This is a genomic window from Niveispirillum sp., from assembly GCF_017996735.1.
Taxonomy (GTDB): Bacteria; Pseudomonadota; Alphaproteobacteria; order Azospirillales; family Azospirillaceae; genus Niveispirillum.
Genome location: NZ_JAGOGJ010000002.1, coordinates 19,971 through 45,744 on the forward strand (window position 1 = coordinate 19,971; position 25,774 = coordinate 45,744).

The window sequence follows — 25,774 nt, forward strand, 5'->3', positions numbered from 1 at the left end:
TCCCTCCCTTGTCAGGTTTCCTTGAACGCCTTGAAGAAGCTGTCGGTCAGCGGACGCATCATATATTCGACGATGCTGCGTTCACCGGCCTTGATCAGCACTTCCGCCGGCATGCCGGAGATCAGCTTCTGCCCCCCCAGCAACGCCAACTGGTCCTTCGAGACGCGCACACGGGCGATATAGTAGCGCCCGCCCTGCTGGTTGGTGGTGGCGTCAGCCGCCACAGTCTCCACCGTCCCCGTCAAAACGGGGATATGGCGGGTGGACAGGGAAGAGAAGCGGACTTCCGCTTCCATCCCGACATTGGCCACGTCGATATCCAGCGGCGACACCATCGCTTCGATCAGCAGATCGTCATTGCTGGGCACCAGTTCCATCAGCGGATCGCCGGGACGAACAACACCGCCCACGGTATGGACACGGGAATTGACGATGACACCGTCGGTGGTAGCCTTGACGTCACGACGCTGCAAAACGTCGGTGGCGCTGGTCAGCCGATCCTGAAGGTCGAACACACGGGCCTGGGCCTCGGACAGGCCCTTGGCCACATCCTCCTCAAAGGTCTTGCGGACCTGCAGGATCTGCAATCGCGCTTCGCCGACGGCAACCTTGCTGCGGGCGATCTCCGCCTCGTAATTGCCCCGGTCGCCATCCAGTTCGGCCCGGCGGCGCTGAAGCTCCAGCAGACGGGTCTTGGAGGCATAGCCCTTTTCGTACAGTTGCTGGAGACCTTCCAACTCACCATCGATCAGGGTGATCTGCTGGGTATTGGCCGCAACCTGTGCCGCCAGACCCTTGCTTTGTTCGTCAAGCTGCTTGATCCGCTGCTCATAGATGGAAAGCTGACCGCTCAAGGCCTCACGACGGGACTTGAACACTTCCTGTTCCGTCGCACGGATGAAGGAATTACGGCCATTTTCACCCGCCCCCTGCAGCTCCGTGGGGAAAGTGATGTCTTTCTGCCCGTCACGCTCGGCGATGAAGCGGGCCTCCTGCGCCTTGGCGGTCAGGAACTGACCATACAGGACGTCGCGCTGCGCCTGGGAGGTGACGCCGTCCAGGCGCAGCAGCGTGTCGCCGGCCTTCACCTCACTGCCATCGCGCACCAGGATTTCGGCGACGATGCCGCCTTCCAGATGCTGAATCGTCTTGCGGTTGCTGTCGGCGGCCACAAGGCCCGGCGCCACGACGCCCTTGGCGATGGGTGCCAGCACAGACCAGAGAATAAGGGCGCCAAAGGCCAGGCCGATCAATATAAGGCCCGAGCGGACAACCGGCATCTCATCGGTGGGAACCGCCGGCACATCGGCACCTGCCGGCAGGGCCGGCAATGCCTTCTGGGTGGTCAGAAGCTTCATCATTTTCAAAAACTTTCAACGATGGTCGACCAGCGGTGCCGTCAGGCGCCCGCACCGGCGGGAGAGGCGATCTGCCCCGGGGGCTGCTGAGGCTGCACCTGCGGCTGTGCCACGGGGCGGGTCAGGCGGGTCAGCACTTCCTGCTTGGGCCCGAACATCTCCACCAGCCCGTCACGCAGAACCAGGATCTTGTCGACATGGTTCATGATGCTGGGACGGTGGGAGATGAGGACGACCGTGGCCTTGCGTTCGCGCAGCTTGGCCAGCCCCTGGACAAGGGCGGCCTCGCCCTCGCTGTCCAGGTTGGAGTTCGGTTCGTCCAGAACCAGGAAACGCGGATCGCCATAGACGGCCCGGGCCAGACCCAGACGCTGGCGCTGACCACCGGACAGCGCAATGCCACCCGGACCGATCAGCGTGTCATAGCCGTTGGGCAGGCGCAGGATCATCTCATGCACCCCGGCCAACTGGCCGGCCTCGACCACCTTCACCGGATCAACATCGCCGAAACGGGCGATGTTTTCCTTGATGGTGCCGTCGAAAATTTCAACATCCTGGGGCAGATACCCGATATGGGGGCCCAGTTGTTCATGGTTCCAGGCAAAGACATCGGCACCGTCCAGACGGACCGAGCCGCTATGCGCCGACCAGACACCGACCATGAGACGGGCCAGGGTGGACTTGCCGGCGGCGCTGGGGCCGACAATGGCCAGCGACTCGCCGGCGGCAAGGCCGAAGCTGACGCCCTTGATGGTCGGCGTGCTGCCACCCGGCGGCACCGCCACCACACGTTCCACCGCCAGATTGCCCTGCGGCGGCGGCAGTTCCATGGTTTCCTTGTCGGTATCGAACGCCCGCAGCAGTTCGTTCAGGCGGGTATAGGCACCACGCGCATTGACGAACATCTTCCAGGAGCCAATGGCCTGTTCCACCGGGGCCAGACCACGGCCCATGATGATGGAGGACGCGATCATGACACCGGGCGTGATCTCATTCTCCAGCGCCAGATAGGCGCCCATGCCCAGGATGGCCGACTGCACCGCCAGACGCGTGAACTTGGTCATCGCGCTGATGAAGCCGGCATTGTCGCTGGCCACGGCCTGCAACAGCATGGCCCGGTCCTGGCTGGACCGCCAGCGGCGACGGATGCCGGGCAACATGCCCATGGCCGCCAGCACTTCGCTGTTCTTCAGGCTGGCCTCGGCAAAGGCCGTGGCCCGCAATGCATGGCCATTGGCTTCCGACAGCGGCTTCTTCGTCACCACTTCCGTGGCATAGGCCAGCGCGAACAGGATCACCGCACCGCCCAGGGCCACCAGGCCCAGCAGCGGGTGCATCAGGCAGACGATGCCGATGAAGATCGGCGCCCAGGGGGCGTCGAAAAAGGCGAACGGCCCCTGCGAAGTGATGAACTGCCGCACATTGTCCAGGTCGCGCAGCGACTGGCTGCGGTTGGCCGCCGGCATGCGCAGGTTCAGGGCAAAGATCGCGTCGAAAACGCGCGAGCCCAGTTCCTGCTCCATCTTGCCGCTGACACGGACCAGCACGCGTGACCGGATGACCTCCAGCAACGCCATGACCAACATCATCACACCGATGATGACGCTGAGATAAAGCAAGGTGGATTCGCTACGCGCCGTCAGCACGCGGTCATAGACCTGCAACATGTAGATGGGCGAGGTCAGCATCAGCAGATTAACGAAGAAGCTGAACACCCCGACAAAGGCAAAAGCCCGGGCGGACTTCTGTAACGCCTGCCGCAGCGGAGATGCAGCGCCTGCGGGGCGGTTGGAACCGACAAATCTCATAGCACTGTCTGCCTTATATAAGGGGTGCCTGCACGAGGCCACCCGCTCAATCGCGCCGGCATTGTATCCGCGCATGTACTGCAGGGCAACATCAGTAAGTCGCTGATGTCACAATGGCGCCCCTCGCGCTGCGCATCGGAACAATTGCCGAGATGCGTCAGATCAACTGAGCCGCGCCCCTTCGGGCATCACAAACTGCGACCGGCGGTCCATCCAGGCCAGTTCCTTTATATCCCATTGGGCGAAAACGGATATGTCGCGCAGGATGGACAGGAACTGGTGGGACTTTTCACGCGGCAGCTCGATCTGTGCGCGGATGCCGGCGGTGTCGTGGAAGTGCAATCGCATATTGCCCTTCTCCACCGTGACATCGACCTTGGACAATAATTCGGCAGGAGCAGCAGTTTGCCGCACCCCGTCCGGACCTGCGGTGGGCGCGGGGGTGGACAGACCGCCCGGATGGACCGACCCTTCACTGCGCTGCCATCCTGCCGCGGCTTCCATATGTTCGAACAGCAGCACATCGGTGCGGTTTTCCCCCGGCGCCGCCACCACCTCGCGGCTGGACCGCATCAGCAATTCGACCATGGCGGCCATGACGGCACGGGTCATCCGCCGCGTTATGTGCAGTTCAGTACTCTCGCTGTCCGACCGCAGGGTCAGTGCCAGCCGATCCTCCTCCGGAATGAAGCGGACATCGATCGCCGTTGCCAGCATTGTCATACCGGTTTCCTCTTTCAGACCTTATGGCCCGCAACACGTTCCACCAGCGCCATCTGACGCGGCAGGCACAGGCGGCGCAGATCATACCGGTCGATAATGGTACGGCGCGCGGCCTCCCGCAATCCGTGATAGTGGTGCGGATTGGCCAACACATCGGCAACCCGGTCGGCGAGCCCCTCCCCATCGAAGAAATCGACCAACAGGCCGTTCTTGCCATGCTCGATCACTTCCTCCACCGGCGGTGTCCGGCTGCCCACCACCAGGGCGCCCATGCTCATCGCCTCCAGCATGGACCAGCTCAACACAAACGGATAGGTCAGATAGATATGGGCGGCGCTGAGCCGCAGGATGCCGACAAATGTCTGATAGGGAAGATTGCCCAGGAAAAAGACCCGGGACATATCGACACGATCCTTCACCTCGTCCAGGAAGATGTTCTTCCAGGTCTGCCCCTCCGGGGCCGCCGCCCCATAGGATACGCCATCGCCCCCCACGAGCAGGAAAATGGCGTTCGGCCGCAGGGCTTGCATGCGCGGCAGGGCCCGCATGAAAATATGGTAACCGCGATAGGGTTCCAGGTTCCGGTTGACGAAGGTGACGATCTCCATCCCCGACGTCAGCGTGATCTTGTCGGGCCCGAAATCGCCGATTTGGGCCGACGCCGGCGTCAGCAGGTCGGTATCGACCCCGTCATGGATCACCTCGATGCGGGGCTGATACAGGGCCGGAAAGGACGAGCGCTGCCACTGGGTGGGGCTGTACGCGTCATCCATGACTTCCAGGTTCAGTAACCCGTTGGCATTCTTGACGCGAACACGTGCCAGACTGCGCCAGTCATCCTTCTTGAATTCAGGATCGAACCCGACATCAGCGCCAGTCGGGCTATAGTAGAATTCAAGAAAGTGCAGTTGCGGAACCTTGGGCCATATTTCCTTCAGGAACAGCATCTCCCCCCAACCCGGATGCCCGACGATGAGATCGGGCTGAAACCCCTCCCCCCGCATGCGAAGGGCGGCGCTTGCGCAGGCTTCGCCGCGGATCAGCTTCGTCTCAAAATCTCCGGCCCAGGGATGGATATTGGCGGAGGATGTCCGGGAGACGGGGTAATTATATACCTTCACGCCGCCAAGCGGCCCGCCCTTGATGGCAAAGGCACGCACCTGATGGCCCTGGGCGGCGAGCGCGGCCGCCAGATGCTTGAATTGTCCGGGAAAATTCTGGTGGACGAATAAAATGTTCATGTCACATCCCCGCTGTCGCCGCCGTGCGGCGAAAGGCGAACAAAATCATATTTGGCCAGGAACAGCAGGGCCGGCGCCAGACTGGCCTTGGTCCCGGCATCGCAAGCTGCCGCCAGGTTACGAACCGACACAGCGGCCCCTTCCGGAAGAAAAGACAATACGGACTTCAAGACCGCGAGCCCCGGAAGAGCGGCATGGGCATAGTTGACCATGCCGCTGGTATAAACAGCCTCCAACCGGTCGGCGGGCATTTCCGTCTTGCCCACCAGTGTGTCAAGCGCCAGCAGATGCGTGGGATAATGCGCGAAGCTGCGGAACGGGTCGGGGCGCAGTGGCCAGGCGGCCCCCAGCGGCGGCGATTTCCATGATCCCATCGCCGCCCTTGCCCGGCGGGCCGCCAATTCAGTTAACAAGTCCTTATAGGCACCGACCACGACGCGCCAGTCGAATGTTTCCCGGCTGCGGCGACGGCCAGCATCGCCCATACGGCGGCGCAGGCCGGGATCGGCGATCAGTGTCCGGAACGCCTGTGTGGTCTGCTCCACATCGACACTGACAAACTGACAGCTTTTGCCGCAATACATGTCATAGCTGTCGACGCCAAGGGCATGCCGCTCCGCCATGCCGGTCCCCAACGGCGATGGCAGCATCCAGGTGGAGACCCGGAACCCGTCGATACCGTCGCGCACCGTTTCCTTGTAGCCGTTCCAATCGGACACGACACAGGGCAGGCCCGCCGCCATCGCCTCGATCGGGGTAAGGCCGAATGTCTCCTGTATGTTGTCGGACAGGGAGCAGAAGATATCGGCCGCATGCCAGATGCCGTCACGCACACTATGATCCCGGCCATCCAGTACGTGATGCACGATATCCGGGCAAAGCAGCGCGACCGCCTGGTCATAGGCGTCTTGGATATGTTTGCTGGCGAACCAGCCTGCCTCGATCAGATGCAGGCGTCCACCGGGCGGAAGGGCCGACCGCGCATTCTGCAGGGCGGTATACATCGCCATGGGGTGCGCCTTGGCATGGAAACTGAGCCGCCCCATGAAAAGAACCGCGACATCGGCTTCGCTGATAGCCAACCGATCGCGCCAGGCCTGACGCAGGTCAGGCCTATGTTCATACCGGTCGCACGCCACCCCCAGCGGTATGACGGGAAGCTGCGGCAGGCGCAGGCGCGCCGTGGACGGAACCGACAAACGCTCCGCCAGATAGGATGCCTGATCCGTCAGGGTCTGGACCACCATGCTCTTCACGGCTTGCGACGTACAGATCAGGGCGTCCCACTCCTCGACGGGGGCGATCAGCAGGTCCCCAATATGATCCAGGGCAGAACTGGACGCGGTCGTATGCGTCAGGCCCAGAACCGAGAAGGCGTCCGGCCGGACACGGGCACGCCGGGCCCAGGCATGCTGACCGATATTCGGCCCCGGGAGGATCACGCCGCCGGCGGCAGACAGCGTTTCCGGCATCTCCTGGCGATGGGCATGGACCGGCCCACGCCAGCCCAGCGCGCGGACTTCAGCCCCGAACGCCTCGGCATGGCGGATATCACCGACCTGACAATGCAACGCCTCGAAACCACCGTGACGAACCCAGCCGCGCAGGAACCCCTCTCCGGCGGCATGCCGGCCCATCAGCTTGGGGCTCTTTGTATCGAATCCTTCCGGATGGAAGAAAATCGCGGCATTACCTGTCAAATCCAATCTCCGCTCGGGGTGTGGCGCAACCGCCGAGGCATTGGCCGGCCTGCCCCTCCACCCTCAATAGGGCTTGTACGATTTTTCCTCAACAATCGCGCTGCCCAGCAGCAGGTTGATGTCCTTCTTGATACGGGCGCGTTCGTCGTTCTTCATATAGACCTGCCGCGCCAGATGGATAAAATCGTCGCCGAAGGTCTTTTCCCGTTCGCAGCGGCGCTTGCCGTCCTCAATGTCCCAAAGCTGGGAATTGATATCGTGCAGCGCATCGACCAGCGCATCAAGACCGGCCGGGAACTGCGCGCGGTCGCCAACGACCTTCTCGATTTCCACCCGCTCGCGGTTGACATTGCGAACCTTCTCCGGATCGCCGATGCGGGCCTCCTTGATGACCAGGATGGTCCATTTGTCAAAAACCTCACCCCAGGCCACAGGCAGAAGGGGAATATCGGTCCAGCTCTTGGACATGGGTCCACTCCCTTGATGAGCTGCCGGTACCAGCGGTCAGCTAAATTGCACACGCTTCAGGCCCTGGACCTTCACCTGGTCACCCACGGCCAGCAGGATCGTCGTCTCTGATTTTCCAGGCTCAAGCTGTTCGACCCAGCATTGATATTTGATCGGCATCAGCATCGTGGCGATGTCTCGCACATCCTGCAATACGGAGAGCGGACCGATCAGCACCGGGGTTTTCAGGCGTTCCAAGGTCCCCATCGCCGACTCCAGCGCCAGCTTCCAATGCGCCGGCGCCGTCAGGATCAGGCTGTTCAGCACCTGTAGGTCCATACTGTCGATGCTGACCGGCTTGACACCCTTCTTCCGGTTCATCCGGCCCCAGATGGCGGGATTGGTTTCGGCCAGCACATCCTCACCCGGGAACCCGGCCTGCTCCACCTTGCCGGGGATCGTGTCATGATATTCGACATGCACGCCGTTGGCGGCCTTGTCCAGGATATCCATGTCAATCAGCCGGCGGCGGGCTTCGCGCGGCTCGAAAATGTCAAGATGACCCGAATGCTCAAGATGCTGCGCAATGGCAACCGGCAACATGCTTTGACCGGGCGTCACCATGATCACCCGGCTGCGGGGCCGGATCAGGTTTCGGGAAATCTCGATCAGCCGTTGCTGCGCGCGGGTCCAGACGTCCGGTGTGTTTTCATAGGGCAGGAAACGACCATGGCCCGTTTGACGGTAGCGCGCCTTCTGATGCTGGCCAAAAACCATCCGTGTGCCGTTATGGCCGGGCGCGCTGCCACGGGCCGCCATCCGTTCCTGCAGAAGCTTGTAAACCTCTTCCGCATCCAGACGGCTCCAGGCCTCCGTATAGACGTCCTTGATCTCGTTCCATTCCTCGTCGGTGTTGGTCTTGAACCGCTTATACGCCGGCAAGGTCTCCCCATCCGGGATCAGAATGCCCTTGTGATGGGGATAATAGGGATAGGCATAGGGATCGATTGAGGCGAACAGGCCGACACTGGGCACATTGGCGCAATCCGCCGCGTGCAGCGCAAAACTGTCGACGCTGATCATGCCGTCCATATGGGCAACCAGAGCCGCGAACTTGGTGGCCGAATTGATTTCCTTGGAAAGGTTGACCAGACGCGGATGGTCCAGCTTGATCTCCCGATCAATGATGATCGTGACGTCGGGCGCCACCTTCAGCAGCCGCTTCAGGAACTTCGGCACATGATCATCGGCAAAGGTTCGCAATGGCACGCTGGCCTTGGGATTGAAGAAGATCTTCTTGCCCTTGATGCCCTGCAGGATACGCGTCACTTCCTGCCAGATTGGCCATTGGTGATGCATGATGTTGCGCTTGTCCGGTGCCGGCACCGCCGCCGGATCCAGGCCGCACCACCACAGGTACCAGTCGGAAATGGCCATTTCCGTGATGCGGGGCAGTGCGATCAGCCCACTAAAATCGAAATAGGCGTCATACCGCCCGAAATCCAGAATGCTCGGGCCGATCAGATGCTGGTCACCCACCCAGTCGTCATGCCCGGCAATGTCGAAATTTGCCACCCCGGCATTGGCGCCGAGCAGAAGATCAATGACAAAACTATCCAGATGCTGCTTCAAGTATTTGGCGATGTAACGCAAGGCCGTCATACCCAGCATCGTATCACCGAGATTGGTACCGAAAGCGTTCACCACCGCCAGGTGGAAATGCTTGCGGCCCGGGTGCCGCGCCTTCAACGCCTGCAACTGCATGGCCAGGACATCGCCGTCATCGGGATGCCGGAACAGACCGTCACCGAAAAAACGGCTTGATACGCGGCCCAGCCGTGGCGGCAAACCAGACCAGCTCAGCAACGCACCTTCATTGACGGTCGTCAGGAACTGCGGCATCGCCGGCTTGCCGTCGCCGTCCCCCGAACCGGTCGGGCCCTCCGGCTTGTCGCCGTCGCCGGACGTGTTCAGGTCCAGGATCTCATCTTTGGGCTGCTTGTTCTTGTAATCCTGCTCCATGGCCTTGCGGACCATATCGGCTTCGGCCCCGATATCGATGATCAGCCGGTCGAGCGGCACCTCACCCTGCATTGTCCCGCCCAGATAGCGCCGAGTGAAACGGGATGTGCTGAGGGTGAAATCTTCTGCAACCAGAAACGCGTGCATGGGAACCCTTCGACCGTATCCAGATTTTTGCTGTACGCCGCTTGTAGAAAACCCGCCGCCCCCTCTCGGGAGCGGCGGGCTTCCTTAACTCAACCCGTTTCTTCAGGGGTAACTTCGGTGATTTAGATCACGAAGTTGCTGATATCCAGGTCGTTGACCGTGTTGGAAGCGGCCAGATTGACCGTACCGAGGAGACGGACATCATCGGCCGAGAAGCTTGCGCCGGTGCCATCCAGCGACGAGTCCACCAAGTAAACCTGGAAGGCCGAATCACCGCCGCTGGCTGCCAACAGAACGATGTGACCGCTGCCCGTGGAGAAGTTGATCTCAGTGTTGCCGGTACCGATATTACCGGTACCGAAGGTTTGGCCGATCACAACACCCAGATCAAAGCTGGTCGCACCGGTAGTCAGGTTCGCCAAGACAATACCGGAACCGTTGCCAAAGCCAGCGGTCACAGTACCATCGGCCAGAGCATCGAAGTTCAGCACGTCGCCCGTCGTCGCACCGGCGTCGAAGCCGCTGAACGTCAGGCCACTCACCGTCGTCTCGAAGCCCGTACCAAAGACGATCGTATCAGCGCCACCCGTACCCAGGTCGATGACATCGCCCGAGGTCCAGGAGGTGAAGGTGGTGGTGGCACCCGTGTGGGTGGCACCACCGACCAGGATCACGTCGCTGCCGGCATCACCCAGCACCACCGTGTTCACGCCGCTGCTGCCAGTAACCGAGTCGATGTTGGTGATGGTAACGATCTGACCCGAGGACGCGAAGACCAGGGCATCCGTACCCGAACCACCATCGACCGAACCGGTGACCCCACCGCTACCCGTGACCGTCAGCGTGTCGTTCCCGCTGCCCAGGGAGAAGTTGAAGGACGCGCCGGACGCCTGACCAGAGAACGTGATGTTGTCGTTACCGGTCGTGCCAGTCAGCGTGAACAGACCACCGCTATCACTAACCGTGACAGAGGTCGAGGTGCCGTTCAGCGTAACGTTTTCGATGACGTTGCCCGTCGTAGCCAACAGGAACAGGTTGCCGCCAGTGTCCGTCACAGTCAGCGCGCCGGTGTTCACGATGCCGACATAGTCGTCGTTTGCACTACCGGAAACCGTAAAGCCACCGGAGGCATCACTAACAATGATCGCACCGGTTGCGCCGCTCAGGGTGACAACATCCGCGCCGGTCGAACCCATGACCATCACGTAGCCGCCAGTGCCGTTGGTTACCACCGTGAAGCCACCAGTGTCACCCGCACCCAGGATCACACTGTTGGCGCCCGAAGCGGCAGCAGTGATCGTGTTGATCCCGTTCACCGTCACCGAGTTACCGCTGCCGCTGAAGGTCACGCTGTCGGTGCCGTCGCCGCCAGTGTAGACAACACCGGTGGAACCGCTGGTGAGGACCAGAACGTCATCGCCCGAACCACCGGAGAAGACAACGCCGGTCGTCGCCACGGACAGGGTGAGCGTGTCGTTACCGTCACCACCGACCACGGTGCCCGAACCGGTACCGGACAGGGAGATCAGGTCCGCACCCGTCGAACCGTTGATCGTGAAGCCACCGGAGCTATCGACCACCGTGATGGCGCCGGTGTTGCCGGAACCGATCGTGATGGTATCAGCACCCACCGCACCGGTAACCGTGAAGCCACCACCATTATCGGTAACCGTGATCGCCGTCGTGCCGCTGAGCGTGACAGCGTCCACACCGGACGAACCAACAACCGTTTCCACATCAGACAAGCGAGCGGTGTTGCCGCCGGTGCTGAGGAAGGTAACCGTGTCGTTGCCGGCGCCGCCGGTGATCGTGGCGCTGGTGACGGCACCGCTGAACGTGATGGTGTCGTTACCGCTACCCAGATCGTAGGTGTGGTTGGTGACAGCCGACTTGACAGCGATCGTGTCAGCACCGGAGAACCCGGTCAGGGTCAGACCCGACGTATCGCTAACCGCGATGGCCGTCGCATCCTTCAGAACCACATAGTTATACGTGGCACCGTCACCGTTGTAGTTTTCGACCGAGGTCAGCTCAACAGTACCGGTACCCGTGTGGTTTACGGTGTCACGGTTGGTAGCGCCGCCGATGACGACACCCGTACCGGACGAGTCACCCACCGTCAGGTTCAGAGCGACCGCCGAGGTGGTCAGACCCGTGGTGCCCTGCAGGGTCAGATAAAGATCATCGCCCTGGAGCAGACCGTTGCCATCGACGTCCACAACCAGCTGGTTGGTGCTGGTGATGTAGACATACTGGCCGCGGTTGGTGCCGTTCTGACCGGTCAGCAGCGACAGAGCTTCAGCATAGGTGCCGCTGGCGCCCTTGAAGGTGTTGTCGACGCGGAAATCACCCGACAGGGTCAAGTCCAGACGAATGACGTCACCCGAAGAGAAGTCCGTGATCACGTCGACGCCGGTGCTGGTCGAGGTGCCCGGGCTGACGACGAACACGTCATTGCCGGCGCCGCCGGTCAGCGTGTCGACACCCGAACCACCGACAAGCGTATCATCGCCGTCGCCACCGACGAGGACGTCGTTACCGGCGCCACCATCGATATAGTCGTTACCAGCGCCACCCGAGATGCTGTCGGCAGCGGAACCACCGTAGATCTCGTCGCTGCCAGCACCACCCAGAACCGTCACGCGGCCCGAACCTTCATTGGTGAAGCTGAAGGATTCGCCGGTGCCGTTGAGAGCCTGTGCATCGACCAGAACAGCAGCACCGCTGTTGAAGCCATTGTTCAGCGTCAGCGTCACGGTACCCGTGCTGCCCGTGCCCGTGGCGGCGTCAACAACCGTGATCTGCTCGATCCCGACGACGCCGGAGCCCAGCGTGCCTTCGAAGGCAACGCCCGAACCGGAGGTGCCGGCGCCATTGCCGATGACGACCGTGTCGTAACCCGAACCACCCACCAGCTTGTCTGCCGAGTTCAGGTCCGCATCGCCAGTAAAGGTGAAGACGTCGCTGCCCGCACCACCGGTCAGATCCACATTGCCATCGTTCAGCGACGCCAGGAAGGTCACGCCAGAAGAGAAGCCCGCAGCATTGACCTTGACAGCACCACTACCATCAGCCAGCACCACGGTGTTGATGCCAGCCGCCTGAGCGCGGGTGTCGAGGGTGACCTGACCGGAATTATCGGCCAGAGACAGACGCTCAACGCTGGTGACGTTCAGGAAGGCCAGATCGCCCAGACCGCTGGTCTGATCGACCGACAGGGTGTCGGTGCCCGAACCGCCGGCAACCGTGTCGTTACCGTCGAAGAACAGACCGAAGGACAGCGTGTCGTCGCCGTCACCACCATCCAGACGATCGAAGCCGGAACCGGCGATCAGCAGGTCGTTGCCAGCGCCACCGCTCAGCACGTCATTGCCGGCGCTGCCGGTGATGCTGTCGGCGGCCGCGCCACCCGTCACCGTCACGGTGCCGGAGGACAGCGACGCGTTGAAGGTGAAGGTCTCATCCAGGCCCGACGCACCAGCATCCAGCGAGGAAGCATCGACGGTCACGGACTTGGCATAACCAGATGCCAGCGTCAGCGAGACGTCCTTACCAGCGCCCGTGGCACCCGTGCCCGAACCATCGCCAGCATCAATGATGTTGATGATTTCGACGTTGCTCGCGGCATGCAGGGTCACAGCCGTGGCGCTGCCGCTGATGCCAGCAGTGGCGCCGGTCAGGTTCAGCGTATCGGTGCCCGAACCGCCGAAGATCACCTGCGTGCCAGCGGCACCCATGGCGGCATCGGTGACATTAACGGTCAGCGCGACATTGGCGCCGGTGTTAACGACCGTGTCACCAGAACCCAGGGTCACCGTCGTGGCGCCGGTGTAACCCGAAGCCAGCGTCAGCGTATCAGCACCGGAATTGGCGCTCAGGTCGAAGGTGTTGAACTGGATCGGGGAGTTCAGGATGGCTTCGCCGCTGAACACCAGACGCTCAACATTGACCACGCCCGTCAGCATGGCCGAGGTGACCGTGCCGCTGGACAGGTACAGGGTGTCGATGCCCGAACCGCCGTCGATGACAACGCCCGAGGTCAGCGCGCCGGACAGGATGAACGTGTCATCGCCATCGCCGCCCGACAGGACATTGTTACCACCGGCCGACGCGTCGATCGTGTCGTTACCCGCACCACCGAACACGGTGTTGTTGCCGGAACCAAGCGTGATCGTGTCGGCACCCGCACCACCGGTGACAAGCAGCTTGCCGTTGGTTTCAGCGGTGCTGTTCAGGGTCAGGCCGAAACCGGTACCCAGCGCGCCGCCGTCAACAACCAGCGTGCCGCTGGCGGCGACATTGTCATTGTGCGTGGTCAGGGTGAGGCCCGTGGCGCCGCCCGTCGACTGCACAACGATCTTGTCAACACCAGTGATGCCGCTGCTCAGCGTAGCCGCCAGCGCACCGGTACCAGAAGCCGTGATAACCAGCGTATCGCTGGTCTGGCCCGTGCCGGTGCCGGCAGTGATGGTGGTACCGGTCAGGCCGGCACCGGCGCTGGTCACCGTCGCATTGACGGTCACCGTGGCGGAACCGCTGGCGGAGACAACCACGCTATCCGTGCCGGTCGAACCACCCAGCGTAACCGCCAGGCTGCCCGTGTAACCGGTACCGACAACCAGGGAGACATTGCCGGAACCCGATTCGGTCACCGACACGATGCCGGCGGTCTGAGCGGCAGCACCCAGCGTCACGGCGCTGGAACCCGACAGGCTCAGCACTTCGATCGAGCTGACATTACCGAAAGCGGCATCGGCAACGGTGCTGGCGGCATTGATCTTCAGCGTATCGCGACCGGCGCCACCATTGATGACGTCAAGCTGCGAACCGCCCGAAACGGTGGCGGCATTGAAGCCGGTGCCGAAATCGAACGTGTCGTCGCCCGAACCACCGGTGATCGTGACATGATCACCCGAGATCGAGTTCACCGTCAGGGCAGCGGTCAGACCGGAGCCATTCACGGCGGTGATGGCCGTACCAGCACCCAGGTTCAGCGTGGTCGCCGCCGGGCCGCTGACATTGACCGTCACCGGCTTGTCGTTGCTGGAGATGCCCGTACCGAGCTGCACAAAGTTGCCAGCGCCGGACGAGGCAATGTTCAGCACCTCAATGCCATTGGCATTGTAGGTGGCCAGCGCGCCGGAGGAACCAACACCACCCAGCGACAGAGCCAGGGCGTCACCCGAACCCGACACCACCGACGTGGCGAAGTTCAGGCTGACATTACCGGCGCCCTTGGCATCGACGGCAACCAGCTTCTGCAGGTTGGCGAATTCCAGGGTCGAAGCGGCATTCACAGACGACGCGACGCTGATGTTGGTCAGCGCACTGTCGGTCAGCGACAGGTCGAAGGAAGCCGTGCTGCCGGTCCCGCCGCTGGCACCCAGCGAGCTGGACACAACGATACGCTCAATCCCGATCAGGGTCGGCGTAACCGAACCCGACGCCGTACCGGAAGAACCACCCGCCACGGAAATCGACAGCGTGTCCGTACCAGCACCACCGACCAGGCTGTCGCCAGCGGTCAGGGTGGTGGTCGTGGTGTCCTGGGCGTTTTCAGCCGTCAGGTTGAACGCACCGATGAAGGTATCGTTGGCGGTGTCGCCGACGAAGGCTGTGCCAGCATCGGCACCGGTGGTCAGGGTGATGGTCTTCGGGGTCACCGGCGCGGCGGCGTCGGTGATGCCGACAACGTCAGAGGTCTTGACCGGCGTCAGGTTGATATCGAACAGGGTGACCTTGAAGCCTTCCAGGCCTTCCGTCACGCCGTCGGCGGTCGGGGTAACCTTGAACTGCCAGGAGGTCGAACCGGCCGGAATCGTGACCTGACCGGTCACCGAGCCGAAATCGGAAGCGGAAGCGGCGTTCAGAGCGCCACCCTTGGTGTCGCCCGTCACGTTGAATGTGTAGGTCACATCATGGGACAGCGGGATGGACAGCGTCACGGTGAACACGGCGTCCTGACCTTCGGTCACGAAGGACGAGCCCGGGGTCACGGTCACGGTCGGATTCGGCGCCGGAACCGGACGGCCTTCGCCAATACCCCAGTTCAGGTAGTGGAACCAGCCGGCCTTGACGATGTCGGCCTTGCCGTAGCCGCCAATGTTCCCGCCGGCATCCAGCAGGGCCTTCAGGTCAGTCTCAGCGTTGATGTAGGCAACCGGATCGAAATCAGCCTTCGACACGCGGCCTTCGTACACGCCGTTGGAACGGAAATGCTGCTCCAGGGCCAGACGGCCGGAGATCCCGTTAGCCTCCAGATCCGGGTTCTGAGCGGCATAGATGTCGGCGTTGAAGACGGCCGGGCTCAAGAAGATACGATCTTCGTTCACGCCATAAGTCGTGAAATGGCGGACATAATCGGCGTCCGTCACGAAACCGTTCTCTGCGCTCAGATCCGGGTTATTGTCTTTGTAGGTCTGCAGGTCGAAGAACGCCGAAGCGAGGCGGCCCTCAGAGGCGCCGAAAGCCTGCCAATGTTCCAGACCGGACTTGTACGCGCCGGCCTTGACGGCGGCATCGACATCGCTGTTCTGAGCCAGATAGTAGGCTTCGTTGAACACGAAAATGGAGGGACTAGCCATCTAAGATCTCCGTGGAAAGGCTTGGTCGCGCTTAACCGTTGCTGGGACCGTTACTGGAAACATGGAATGCGGCGAGCCAAAGAGCCTATTTGCAGACGGGATTCCGCCCGCAAAGCATAGGATAAAACGTTGGCATCCGCCATGAACAGGGCGGCACGCACTGGCAAAAAGCTGACAGAAGACATTTTGCTCGGCCACACCATACCCCAAAAACGCTCCCCACACGTTATGCGTCGTTAGGTTCTTTATGCGAGGTACATTCTTGATGCAAGCGGCAAATGCACTGCGAAACCGCCAAGAATGAGGTTTTGTATAGCAACTCTTTAACATGAGGTCGCTGATAGGCGCGCAAACTTGAAGAAAGCTGAATAGTGTATTGATAAAAAACACAAAAATGGACTACCCCGTCAGTGGTGCCATTATGCAACACCATGGGTAGAAGTGTTGGTGAACACATCCGACCTCGGATTAATGACCGGCGCGGATGCCGGTGCAAGCCCCTGTCTTCGGAAAATACACCGCGACGCGGAAAAACCCGTTCGCGATTCCCGGCTGTCTGTCCGAACCCTGGCAGGGTCAGGACCTGGTCACATCCGCGCCAGGAAGCCCATCGTCTGGAAAATCGTTTTCAGACGGAAGCCATGACGCAGGACCGTCAGGCGCCGGGCCACCGGCCCCTGATCCGCAAGCCCGGAGAACGCATCCAGCATCACCCTGTCGCGTGGGGCCAACCGGTCACCATGGCGCCCCCTGAAGAGGGCGGCCTGCCGATAGAGGCCCTGCAGCCAGCGGCGATAGGCCCGGATATTGGCATGGATCGCCGACAGCCGGCGGAAGCCCGGCAGAGTCGCCAACGGGTTACTGGGCTTCACCCCGACAACGTTGCCATCATGCTGACGGTAATCGATCAGGCATTCGGGCATGGTCCGGATCGTCCCCAATCCACTGCACAACAGGGCCAGCCACCAGTCATGCATCACCGCTTCTGCGGGAACCTGTCCACAGGCCTCCAGCGCGGCCCGGTTGACGCCCATGGCACAGCCCGTGACCACATTGTGCAGCAGCAGCCGTTCGAAGCGCACATCAGCCGGGAGATCCAATCCCAGGAACCGCCGGAAGCTCTCCTGCTGCGTCCGCCCCTCGCCATCGACCAGCTTGAGGTCGCAAAAAGCCATGGCGGGCCGGCCCGCCCCCCCCAGGTCGCGCTCCGCCGCGCGGATGGCATCAACTGTCGCCGCCACCTTGGTGGGCAGCCAGATATCATCCTGATCGGCAAACAACACATAATCTGCCGTGGAAGCCAGCATCAGGCGCCCGAAATTACCCGACGCGCTGCCGGTCGGCGCGTCGACGGGCAACAGCCGGACCCGCTGCGGCTGTCGGGCCGCCCAAGCCGCCAGGATATCCCGGGTCCCGTCGGTCGATCCGTCATCCCGCACCAGAATTCGGAAATCGATGCCGGTCTGCGCATCCAGGGAGGCCAGCATCTCCGGCAGGTAACGGGCGCCATTGTAGGTCGCCAGCAGGATATCCACGCTCGGTGACATGGCCGTCATCTCCCTCGCCCGCCAACGCGCCGCCATACGACGCCGACCGTCGCACGCAACGGTCTGTCGACAGCCAGCCCGACAATGATGACCATGGTGCCCGCGGCGATACCCGCCAGCAGCCCCTGCAGCAGCCCGGGCGACCAGAAGCCGACCGCCGCTTGTGCCAGCAGCAGCAGCAGCCCCGCGGGCAACAGGGTCCAGAGACGCCGCCAGCGCAGACCGGCTAGATGAAACATCAACAGCGCATCGACAGCCACACGCAACACCCAGGCCGCCGCCGCGCCGGGAAGACCGAACCGATCGATCAGGAACCACAGGACGCCGATGAAGGGGAGCAGTTCCAGCACATGCATCTTGGCCGGAAGGTCGGGACGCCCCTGCCCCTGCAGCAGCGACAGGGCCACGAAGGCCAGCCCGTTGATCCAGGCCCCCGTCAGCAGGATATGGGCGACCGGCGTCGCCACCTGCCCGAACGCGGGCGAGATCCAAAGCGCGAGAAACGGTTCCACAAGGAAAAGCGCACCAGCGCAGGCCGCCCCGAACAGATAGGCCAAGCCCCGGATCGACCGTTCGGTCAGATCCACCGCCTCTTCCCTGCTGTATCGCGACAGGCGGGGGAAGGCCGCGCGCGACAGGGCCGCGGCGATGATCTGGACCCGGGTCGTCAGGTTCATCGGCACCGAATAATGCGACACGGCGGCCGGCCCCAATTTCGATCCGATGACGAACTGATCCAGGGAGGTCAGGATGGGGCCGACGATATTCGACACGGAAATCCAGGCACCATAGCGGAAAAGCGAACGCCCCTGCCCCCGGTCATAGCCCGTGAGACGCAAGCGGTCGACCCGCGAGAGGTGCCAGAAGATCTGCACCGTGGTCAGCAGACGTGTGGCGAAAGCGGCGGGGATCACCCATTCCAGCGACGGCGAAACAAACACTGCGCACAGCGCCGGCACTACCTGTCCCGCCGCCGATCCGGACATCTGCAAAAGGTTGACGGAAAGGAAACGTTCCCGCGATTCAAGCGCCCCGATACCGACCCCTGATGCCAGGGCCAGCGGCAGCATCGCCGCCACCCACGGCATGCCCCGGGCCAGTTCATCCCAAAGCGCCTCGGTCAGGTTGAACTGGGTCCGGAACAGATAGCCGCCCGCGAAATAGATCACCGCGCCCCCGACCACGCCCAGGGCGAGATTGAGATAGAGCGACGATGAGAAGACCCTTGACCGGGCCTCGTCCGGCGCGTCGCGCAACTTGGCCAGCGCATTCGCCGAAGCGCGCGACAAGCCCATGTCCAGAAAGCCGAAATAGCCCAACAGCAGCCAGACGATCGACAGGACCCCGTACCGCTCTTCCCCGATATGGTGGATGTAGACAGGGATGGTGGCCAGGGCCACGACGACAGGAGTGGCCATACCAACAACGGTATAAACGAAATTCTTCTTCAGACCAGAATCGGTCAAAACGGCGCACTCCAGAGGGCGCTGCGGATCGTCAGCATGATCAGGCCGGCTTTCGGCCCGTGATGGTCAAGGCTTCGGAAAGACGTGAATCCTGCGCCGCCGCCGCGTCGGCCGCCGCGGCGCGGGCGTCCCATTCGGATGACCATCCGGGCGTGGGGCCCGGCTGGTAAGGATCATGTCCCAATTGCTGGGCGCGGCTCTGCCGGTAATAGAAATCAGCCTGGGGAACCGCATCATGCAGGGTCACCTGCTCGAACCCGATCTCCAGCAACAGCGTCATCAATCCCGCCGGCTCGAACAGCGTCAGATGTCTGGGAGGTTCCAGCCCCCGCCACGCCACGCCGAACTCCGTCAAGCCCAGGGCGGAGAGGTTCGGCTGGGTGATCCAGAGACAGCCGCCGGGCTTTAACAGTTCGTACATCTCCCTCAGCGTCCCGACCGGATCATGCAGATGCTCCAGTACGTGGCTGACGGTGATGTAATCGACGCTTTCCGGCGGCAACCCCGTGCCCGGCAGCGACCCCTGGCGGATATCCAGCCCGGCGGCCTTGCCGCGCGCCACGGCTTCCTGGTCAAAATCCAGCCCCATGGCCTGATAGCCCAACTGCCCGGCTGTGCGCAGGAAGTCACCGCTGCCGCATCCGGCATCCAGCAGAATCAGCTTGCGGCCCTTGGGCGGCGGCAAATGGCGGATCAACTGTTCTACACGCCGCTGCCGGTCCGAGAACAACCCCGCCAGCAGCCAGCCAAAGGGCAGCGCCCAGGGCAGCTTGGCGCCATACCGGCGGTTCAGCCACGCGTTGCGGACGCCCGTGATGAAACGGGTGCGCAAATCCAGCGGACCCGGCGGGTCCAGGCGGAAAGCCTCGCTTTCCCCATGGGTGTAATAGCGCTCATAGGCCTTGACGATGAACGCGGCCGCCGGGCGGGGGTCGAGGTAGGCGGCCGCGCAGCCGCCACACCGCCACAGGGTCCAGCGGCCTGGCGCGACGCGGAAAGCCATGTCGTGCAACCCGTCCAGCAACACGTCACGCTCCGCCGAACCGCAGACGGGGCACTTGCCCAACGTCTCCAGCTCATTTTCCGGCCAGGGTTCATCAAGTCTCATCGACAACGCTTTCAACTTCGGATCGGACAGCCTCGAAAGACAACCGTCAATCCATCAACAGGTTCCAGTCACGCCGAAGCGCCGCACCATCCGCCGTCCCCACCTGGCCGATCAGCGGCCGGCGGTTGTTCAGCGTCTGGCCACCATCGCGGGTCAACGGCCGCCACAACCAACCAAGACTGCCACGCGTTGATTTCACATAGAGATTGTCCAGGGGGAAGATGAAATAAATCCCCTTGTCGAATCTTCCTTCGCCGAACTGCTTTGCAGAGACATTGGTGAAGGTGGCGAAGGCGCCGACAGTGATACCGCTGTCGAAAGTTCGCGAAAGCTCGAAGGTTGCCCCTTCGTCGCCGGCCAGATAACGGCCGACCTTGAGCCGGGCATCCACACCTATCGGTTCGTAATGGTAATAGCCGGTAAGGTGACCAGTCACGACATCATAGGGTCGGAACTTGAACCACTGGTCGTAATCACGCTGCTTGGCCCAGGCGACATCCAGACCGATGGCCCATTCGCGGCCGAACGGCTTGTACAGGACTTCGCCGCCCACACCGCCGAACATCTCTTCCAGATAACCACCGTAAACACGGGCATAGGTGTCCGTGGCCACACGCTTGGTATAGTCCGCCTGCAGGTAGGTCAGGGCTGTCGTCCCCTCCTGCAGGTAGTTCTTGATGTCCGAGCGGACATGCGGAAGCTGACTGTCCGAGGGGATACGCATCTTGTCGAAATTGTTCGAGACATTGATGCCCAGACCGCCGGCAACATTGAGGCCGGGCGTGATGACCACTGTCCCGTTCAACCGTACCCATGCCTGATACAGGATGAAACTTTCCGGCCGGCCCAATGTCTGGCGGAAGGCCGGACGGATGTTCCAGCCAAAGCCCGGATAACTGACATCCTCCGGATGGCTCGCCTCTTCCGCCTTTGCCTCCGGCCGGTCGATGCGGGTGCGCATCCACGCTTCCTCGATCGAGCCGCCATAGGGGGACAGGGCGCGTTCCAGATCGGCCCGGTAAAGCGTGGCCGACAGCATCTCCATGCCATTATCCATGAAGATGATCTGCAATTCCTGATATTCGGGCGGCAGAACGGCCGCTGCCGTGCGGGCGGCGCGGCCGATGGCTTTGGGCACCTGCCGGTAACGCCCGTTGGTCAGGAACAGGGTGGCACGGGGCGACTTGTAATCCACCGCGGTCAGGAAGAAGCCCTGCTTCTGGAGCTGGCTGGCCAGTTCCTTGCGCACATCCTCGGTCGGCGGTTCGCCGGTCACGACAGGCGTGACCGGTGACGCCGCATCCGTGACGGCCCGCAGCCCCGACCCCGTCCGCAGGCTGTCAGCCTCAAAACTGGTGACCATCCAGGGCAGGTTATATTCAACCCGCGTTACCTGGATGCGGCCCTTGAAATCGGGTGCCAGTTCGGCCGCGCGTCGTGCCAGATCGTACGCGACGACCGTGCCGTCGCGCACAGGCGTACCCGACACGGTGATGTGGATCTCGCCCGCCATCCGGGTGAAATGCTGCAGACTGACCCCATCCAGCGCGGCCTGCCGACCCAGCCCGGCACGCACGTCGCCCCCCGCTGCCGATGCCGCCGATTGCGGCGGCGGGGCGGCGGCGACGGGCGTGGAGGGGATCAGCGGCGGGGGCGGTGCATCGATCTTGCCCGGCCCCTTGGCCTTGTGGAAATTCGTGGTGGTAGCAAACCGCAGCATCAACCGCTCGCCGCGCTCAAAGGCGGCACCGACCTGCAACCAGTCCCACGGCTTGTAATCGAGCCCCACATTGACGGGAATCGACTGCTTCAGATCGTTGTCCAGCGGTTCGTGCTGATAATCGTTGGGGTCATATTCAAGCTTGAGGCGCAGCCCTTCCAGGGGCGTCTGCCATGACACGCCACCGAACATCGCCACCGGTCCCCGGAAAAAATCGGTGGACAGGGTGCCGCCGCCGCTGGTGTAGCCGTCAGGGCGCTGCTTGAACTTCTTGGAGAACAGGCCCAGCGGATTGCCGAAATGGTTGCGGGTGCCCATGTTGCCCCAGCCCATGCCGACGGAGACATCGAAATCGCCGAAGCTTTGATCCGCGACCAGATATTCCGACCCGAACAGGCCGGTCCCCGCGATATCCCGCAGGCCGACGGCGATGTTGGGCCAGGTTGCATCGCCCTCCACCAACCGCAATTTCACGTCGATCCCGCGATCCTTGTAGGATTGCAGGCCCGAGAAATCCTCCGGACCGTAATAGCGGTTGGCGACGCTGGTATATCGCAGCGTCGCCTCCAGCCAGGGCAGCCCCTGCACAGTGATGAAATAACGTGAATAGGGCCAGACATAGGTGAAGCCCGCATAAGCCTGACCATCCTCCGCCGCCCGCGCGATGGGCGTCTGGATCAGGCCCGTGCCCCCGAAATCATTCACCGATTCCGGGGGACGCCATGGCAGGAACGGATTGTTATTGTCGCTTGCGCTAACCGGCGCCGCCGCCATGAGAGCGACGACGGCACCAGCCGTGCGGGCGAAGCGGAACTTCTTCACGATATGGGGTCCGCCTCAGTTCCGGGAAATTACGGCCAGCGACGCCGCCGCCAGCGCCAGGTCACTGATCAGACCGACAACGGTCCGCGTCAGGCTGAGGAAGTTGAACGGCTGCGGATCACGCGGAACAACGATGGTGGATCCTGGCGGGATCGGCACACTGCCATCGCTGAAACGGCCCAGACGCAGCGGTTCGGACTCCCCGTTGGGGTAGATCACGAAGGCATTGGAGATTTCCGCCGCCGGCGTCTCGCCACCGGCCAGCTTGATATAGTCGCGGGCCGACTTTCCGCTCTTGAACATGACGGAACTGGCGTTCAGCACTTCGCCGGAGACGGTGACATGCGACGGACGCTTGGGGATGATCAATTCGTCGCCGGGCTCCAGCACAAAATCCAGTTCCGGGCGGGCCGCCAGCACCGTGGGATCGACCTCGACCACGACACGGCCCACGGCACGCGTGCTCTTCAGGCTGGCGATCAGACCCTGCAGGAAGGGAAGCGCCTGCCGGGCCTGTTCTGCTTCCTGACCCGACGTGCTGGCCAGCACGCTGGGAATCGACTGCTCCAGTTCCAGCGCCGCCCGCCGGAACCCGGCCTCCTCCGCCTCGCGCACCCGGATACGGGTGAAGACGGCGCCATAGGGGAAAGCCTCCGGCGTCAGGCCATCCACACGGCGCAGCAGTTCGGACAGCCTCTCACCGCGCTTGATATCGTAACGGCCGGGGCGAAGCACCTCGCCCGCCACCTTGACAACCCCCACCTCCCGCTTGGCGATACGCGCGCTGACCCGCACGACATCCCCAGGGTTGAGCGTCGCCTGGTTCAACTGGCTCAGGTTCATGCCGCTGGACCGTTCACCCCCGACATTCGTCATCTCGACAGAGTTGTTGTCGGCATCCAGGGTCACCCCGCCGACGGCGCGCATGACGGCATCGGCACGGGCACCGGGGACCAGGGGATAGACACCGGGGAACCGCACCTCGCCCTCGATGGAGACGGCATATTCCAGAAGGAAGGGCAGCAGGTCTGGATGGCGATGAAAGACCTTGGGGCACGACCGGATATCGATGACCGGGGTGTCCGCCGAACGACGGGAGCCGCTGCGCAACGCCACCGCATAGCGCTGCTGCAGACCTTCGGAGGCCAGGGCCGCCAAAGTCTGCAGACCGCCACATTCCACATCCGATTCCACCAGCCGCACACCGGCCGGATTCTGCGGATCGGCATAGGTGCCGATCAGGCGGCGCTGGCGGCCGGTGGCCTGGCTCTCCCGGCCATCGGCCAGATCGTCGCGATCCTGCTGCTGCGCTACGGACCGGTCACGCGTATCAAGGGGGTCGGATATCGTGTTCACCGATCCCGTCCGGTTACGCCGGGTCGGCGTCTGTTCCGTGCCTGGTACCGTCTCTTCCCCGCCCAGATTGACGGGGGCACCGGCCATGGCCAGCTTCTCGTTATTGACGGTGCGGTCGACGGCCAGCTTGACGCTGGGCGGCTGTTCACCCCGCAACACGGCCTGCACATCGGCAGAGCCCAGATAGCGGACATCGGCCTGCGACAGGACGATCACCCGGTCCCGCTCGCGCAGGGACACATTCATCGTGCCGTCCATCACCCGCAGAAGATCAACGGGCACATAGCGGCGCTGCCGCGTGACCGGATCCTCGGTATCGATGACCGCGAGCGGCAGATACGGGTTGGAGGACAGCAGATAGGGTTCGTTCAGGACGTCGCGCAGGGTCTTGCTCTGCGCCAGGCCCCGGCCGCCCGGCCGTTCCGCCGCCCCTTCCAGGGCGATGGCGTCGCGCGGCAGATCGACAACCAGGATATCACCGGCCAGCACCTTGGCGCCGCCCGCGGCGTCGCGGATGGTCTGGTTGCGGCCGGCCTTGTCCAGCCGCAGGATGTCTATACGGTTGCCACGGGCCCGCTGCGGCCCTCCGGCCAGTTCCAGGACGGCGGACAGGCCGGCTTCGCGGCCCCGCAATTCGTAAATGCCGGGACGCACGACATCGCCCTGCACGGCGACCGTCTCGCCGATGGCCGGCACGACGATCTGGTCGCCATCCTGCAGGCGCAGATCATTGACCGTGCGGCTGCCCAGCAGCACTTCGTAAAGGTCGACCGGAATACTCTTGTCGCCGCGCAGGATACGCAGGGCGCGCAAGGACCCGGTCTTCTGAATGCCATTGGCCTGGGACAGGGCGTCGATCAGGCTGGAGAAACTGGTCAGGGTGTAGCGGCCGGGCGCCTTGACCTCGCCGGTCACCAGCACGCCGATGGACCGGACCGACCCGACGGAAACGAACACGCTGGTCTGAAGGAAGGCGGCCTGGGCCTGGGCCGTCAGATCGTCGCGGAACTCCCCGAAGGTCCGGCCGGCGGCCACCACGGGCGCCATGGTCGGCAACACCACCCGACCCTCGCGGTCCACACGGACGGACGTTGTGCTGTTCGCCTGACCGCGAAGGGTGACCACCAGTTCGTCACCGATGCCCAGGACATAATCGTCGGGGACGGCGCCGTTCAGCAGGGCCGTGGCCGCCAGGCGACGGTCGCTGCGCAGGTCGTAGCCGAACTGTTCCAGCTTCCGGCCGCCGCGCTGGCTATATTGCTGCTCCAGCGGAGACGGCTTGCGCAGGCGGGAATCGTCACGCCCGAAATCCGGATCCCTGGGGTCGCGCACGTCGAACTGTGACTGTCCGGGCTGGCTGCCTGTCCAGGTGTCAAGCCCATTTCCCAAACGGGCGCGGTCCACGGCGCTGGGCGCCGTCTGCGGGCCGTCGCCGCGCATGCCCATCTGTCCCTGCAGGCGCTGCAGGTCCAGCGAACCTTCGGACAATTCGATGGTCTGCGCCAGTCCGGGCATCGCGGCACTGACAAGCAGGACGGCACATGCTAGACCGGACCGCAAGTGCCGTCGGCCGACGACGCCCCTGAACACACGACGCATCGAGTTCTCCATGACTCTTCCTAAAAGCGATCCCGGCTTCCAGACGACCATGAGCCGCCGCAGGTGCCTGGGTCTGGTCGCCGCCACAATACTGCCAGCGGGTGCCCTGACCGGATGTGGAGACTT

Annotated in this window: 13 protein-coding genes; all 13 read right to left on the minus strand. The window is 62.9% G+C overall.

Going from position 1 to position 25,774, the window contains the following annotated elements; genetic code table 11:
• Positions 1–11: 11 nt before the first annotated feature.
• The 13 genes from KBA48_RS01110 to KBA48_RS01170 all read right to left on the minus strand — a co-directional run bounded on the left by KBA48_RS01110 (position 12) and on the right by KBA48_RS01170 (position 25,648).
• Positions 12–1,361, minus strand: coding sequence for an HlyD family type I secretion periplasmic adaptor subunit (locus tag KBA48_RS01110; RefSeq protein ID WP_292902920.1), 1,350 nt, complete (start codon positions 1,359–1,361; stop codon positions 12–14).
• 38 nt (positions 1,362–1,399) lie between these two features.
• Positions 1,400–3,166, minus strand: a complete 1,767-nt coding sequence (locus KBA48_RS01115; RefSeq protein ID WP_292902921.1) for a type I secretion system permease/ATPase — start codon at positions 3,164–3,166, stop codon at positions 1,400–1,402.
• Positions 3,167–3,328: 162 nt separating this feature from the next.
• Positions 3,329–3,889, minus strand: a complete 561-nt coding sequence (locus KBA48_RS01120) for a hypothetical protein (RefSeq protein ID WP_292902922.1) — start codon at positions 3,887–3,889, stop codon at positions 3,329–3,331.
• 14 nt (positions 3,890–3,903) lie between these two features.
• Positions 3,904–5,130, minus strand: coding sequence for a glycosyltransferase family 4 protein (locus tag KBA48_RS01125; protein WP_292902924.1), 1,227 nt, complete (start codon positions 5,128–5,130; stop codon positions 3,904–3,906).
• Positions 5,127–6,830: a glycosyltransferase family 4 protein gene (locus KBA48_RS01130; protein ID WP_292902926.1), complete on the minus strand. Its 1,704-nt coding sequence runs from the start codon at positions 6,828–6,830 to the stop codon at positions 5,127–5,129. Before KBA48_RS01130 ends, KBA48_RS01125 begins: the two co-directional genes overlap by 4 nt.
• Before the next feature lie 63 nt (positions 6,831–6,893).
• Positions 6,894–7,298, minus strand: a complete 405-nt coding sequence (locus tag KBA48_RS01135) for a hypothetical protein (protein ID WP_292902927.1) — start codon at positions 7,296–7,298, stop codon at positions 6,894–6,896.
• Between the two features lie 36 nt (positions 7,299–7,334).
• A complete protein-coding gene (locus KBA48_RS01140; RefSeq protein ID WP_292902928.1) occupies positions 7,335–9,446 on the minus strand; it encodes a glycosyltransferase family 9 protein in 2,112 nt (703 codons plus the stop codon).
• A gap of 122 nt (positions 9,447–9,568) precedes the next feature.
• On the minus strand, positions 9,569–16,030 hold the full coding sequence (locus KBA48_RS01145) for a hypothetical protein (RefSeq protein ID WP_292902930.1): 6,462 nt from the start codon (positions 16,028–16,030) through the stop codon (positions 9,569–9,571).
• Between the two features lie 587 nt (positions 16,031–16,617).
• The gene (locus tag KBA48_RS01150) at positions 16,618–17,577 is read right to left on the minus strand and encodes a glycosyltransferase family 2 protein (protein ID WP_292902932.1); all 960 of its coding nucleotides are present in this window, start codon (positions 17,575–17,577) and stop codon (positions 16,618–16,620) included.
• Between the two features lie 5 nt (positions 17,578–17,582).
• On the minus strand, positions 17,583–19,043 hold the full coding sequence (locus tag KBA48_RS01155; protein ID WP_292902933.1) for a flippase: 1,461 nt from the start codon (positions 19,041–19,043) through the stop codon (positions 17,583–17,585).
• A gap of 40 nt (positions 19,044–19,083) precedes the next feature.
• Entirely contained in the window at positions 19,084–20,151 is a 1,068-nt protein-coding gene (locus KBA48_RS01160; protein ID WP_292902935.1) for a class I SAM-dependent methyltransferase, read from the minus strand.
• A gap of 46 nt (positions 20,152–20,197) precedes the next feature.
• Entirely contained in the window at positions 20,198–22,693 is a 2,496-nt protein-coding gene (locus KBA48_RS01165; protein WP_292902937.1) for a YjbH domain-containing protein, read from the minus strand.
• 15 nt (positions 22,694–22,708) lie between these two features.
• Entirely contained in the window at positions 22,709–25,648 is a 2,940-nt protein-coding gene (locus KBA48_RS01170) for an SLBB domain-containing protein (protein ID WP_292902939.1), read from the minus strand.
• Positions 25,649–25,774 lie beyond the last annotated feature (126 nt).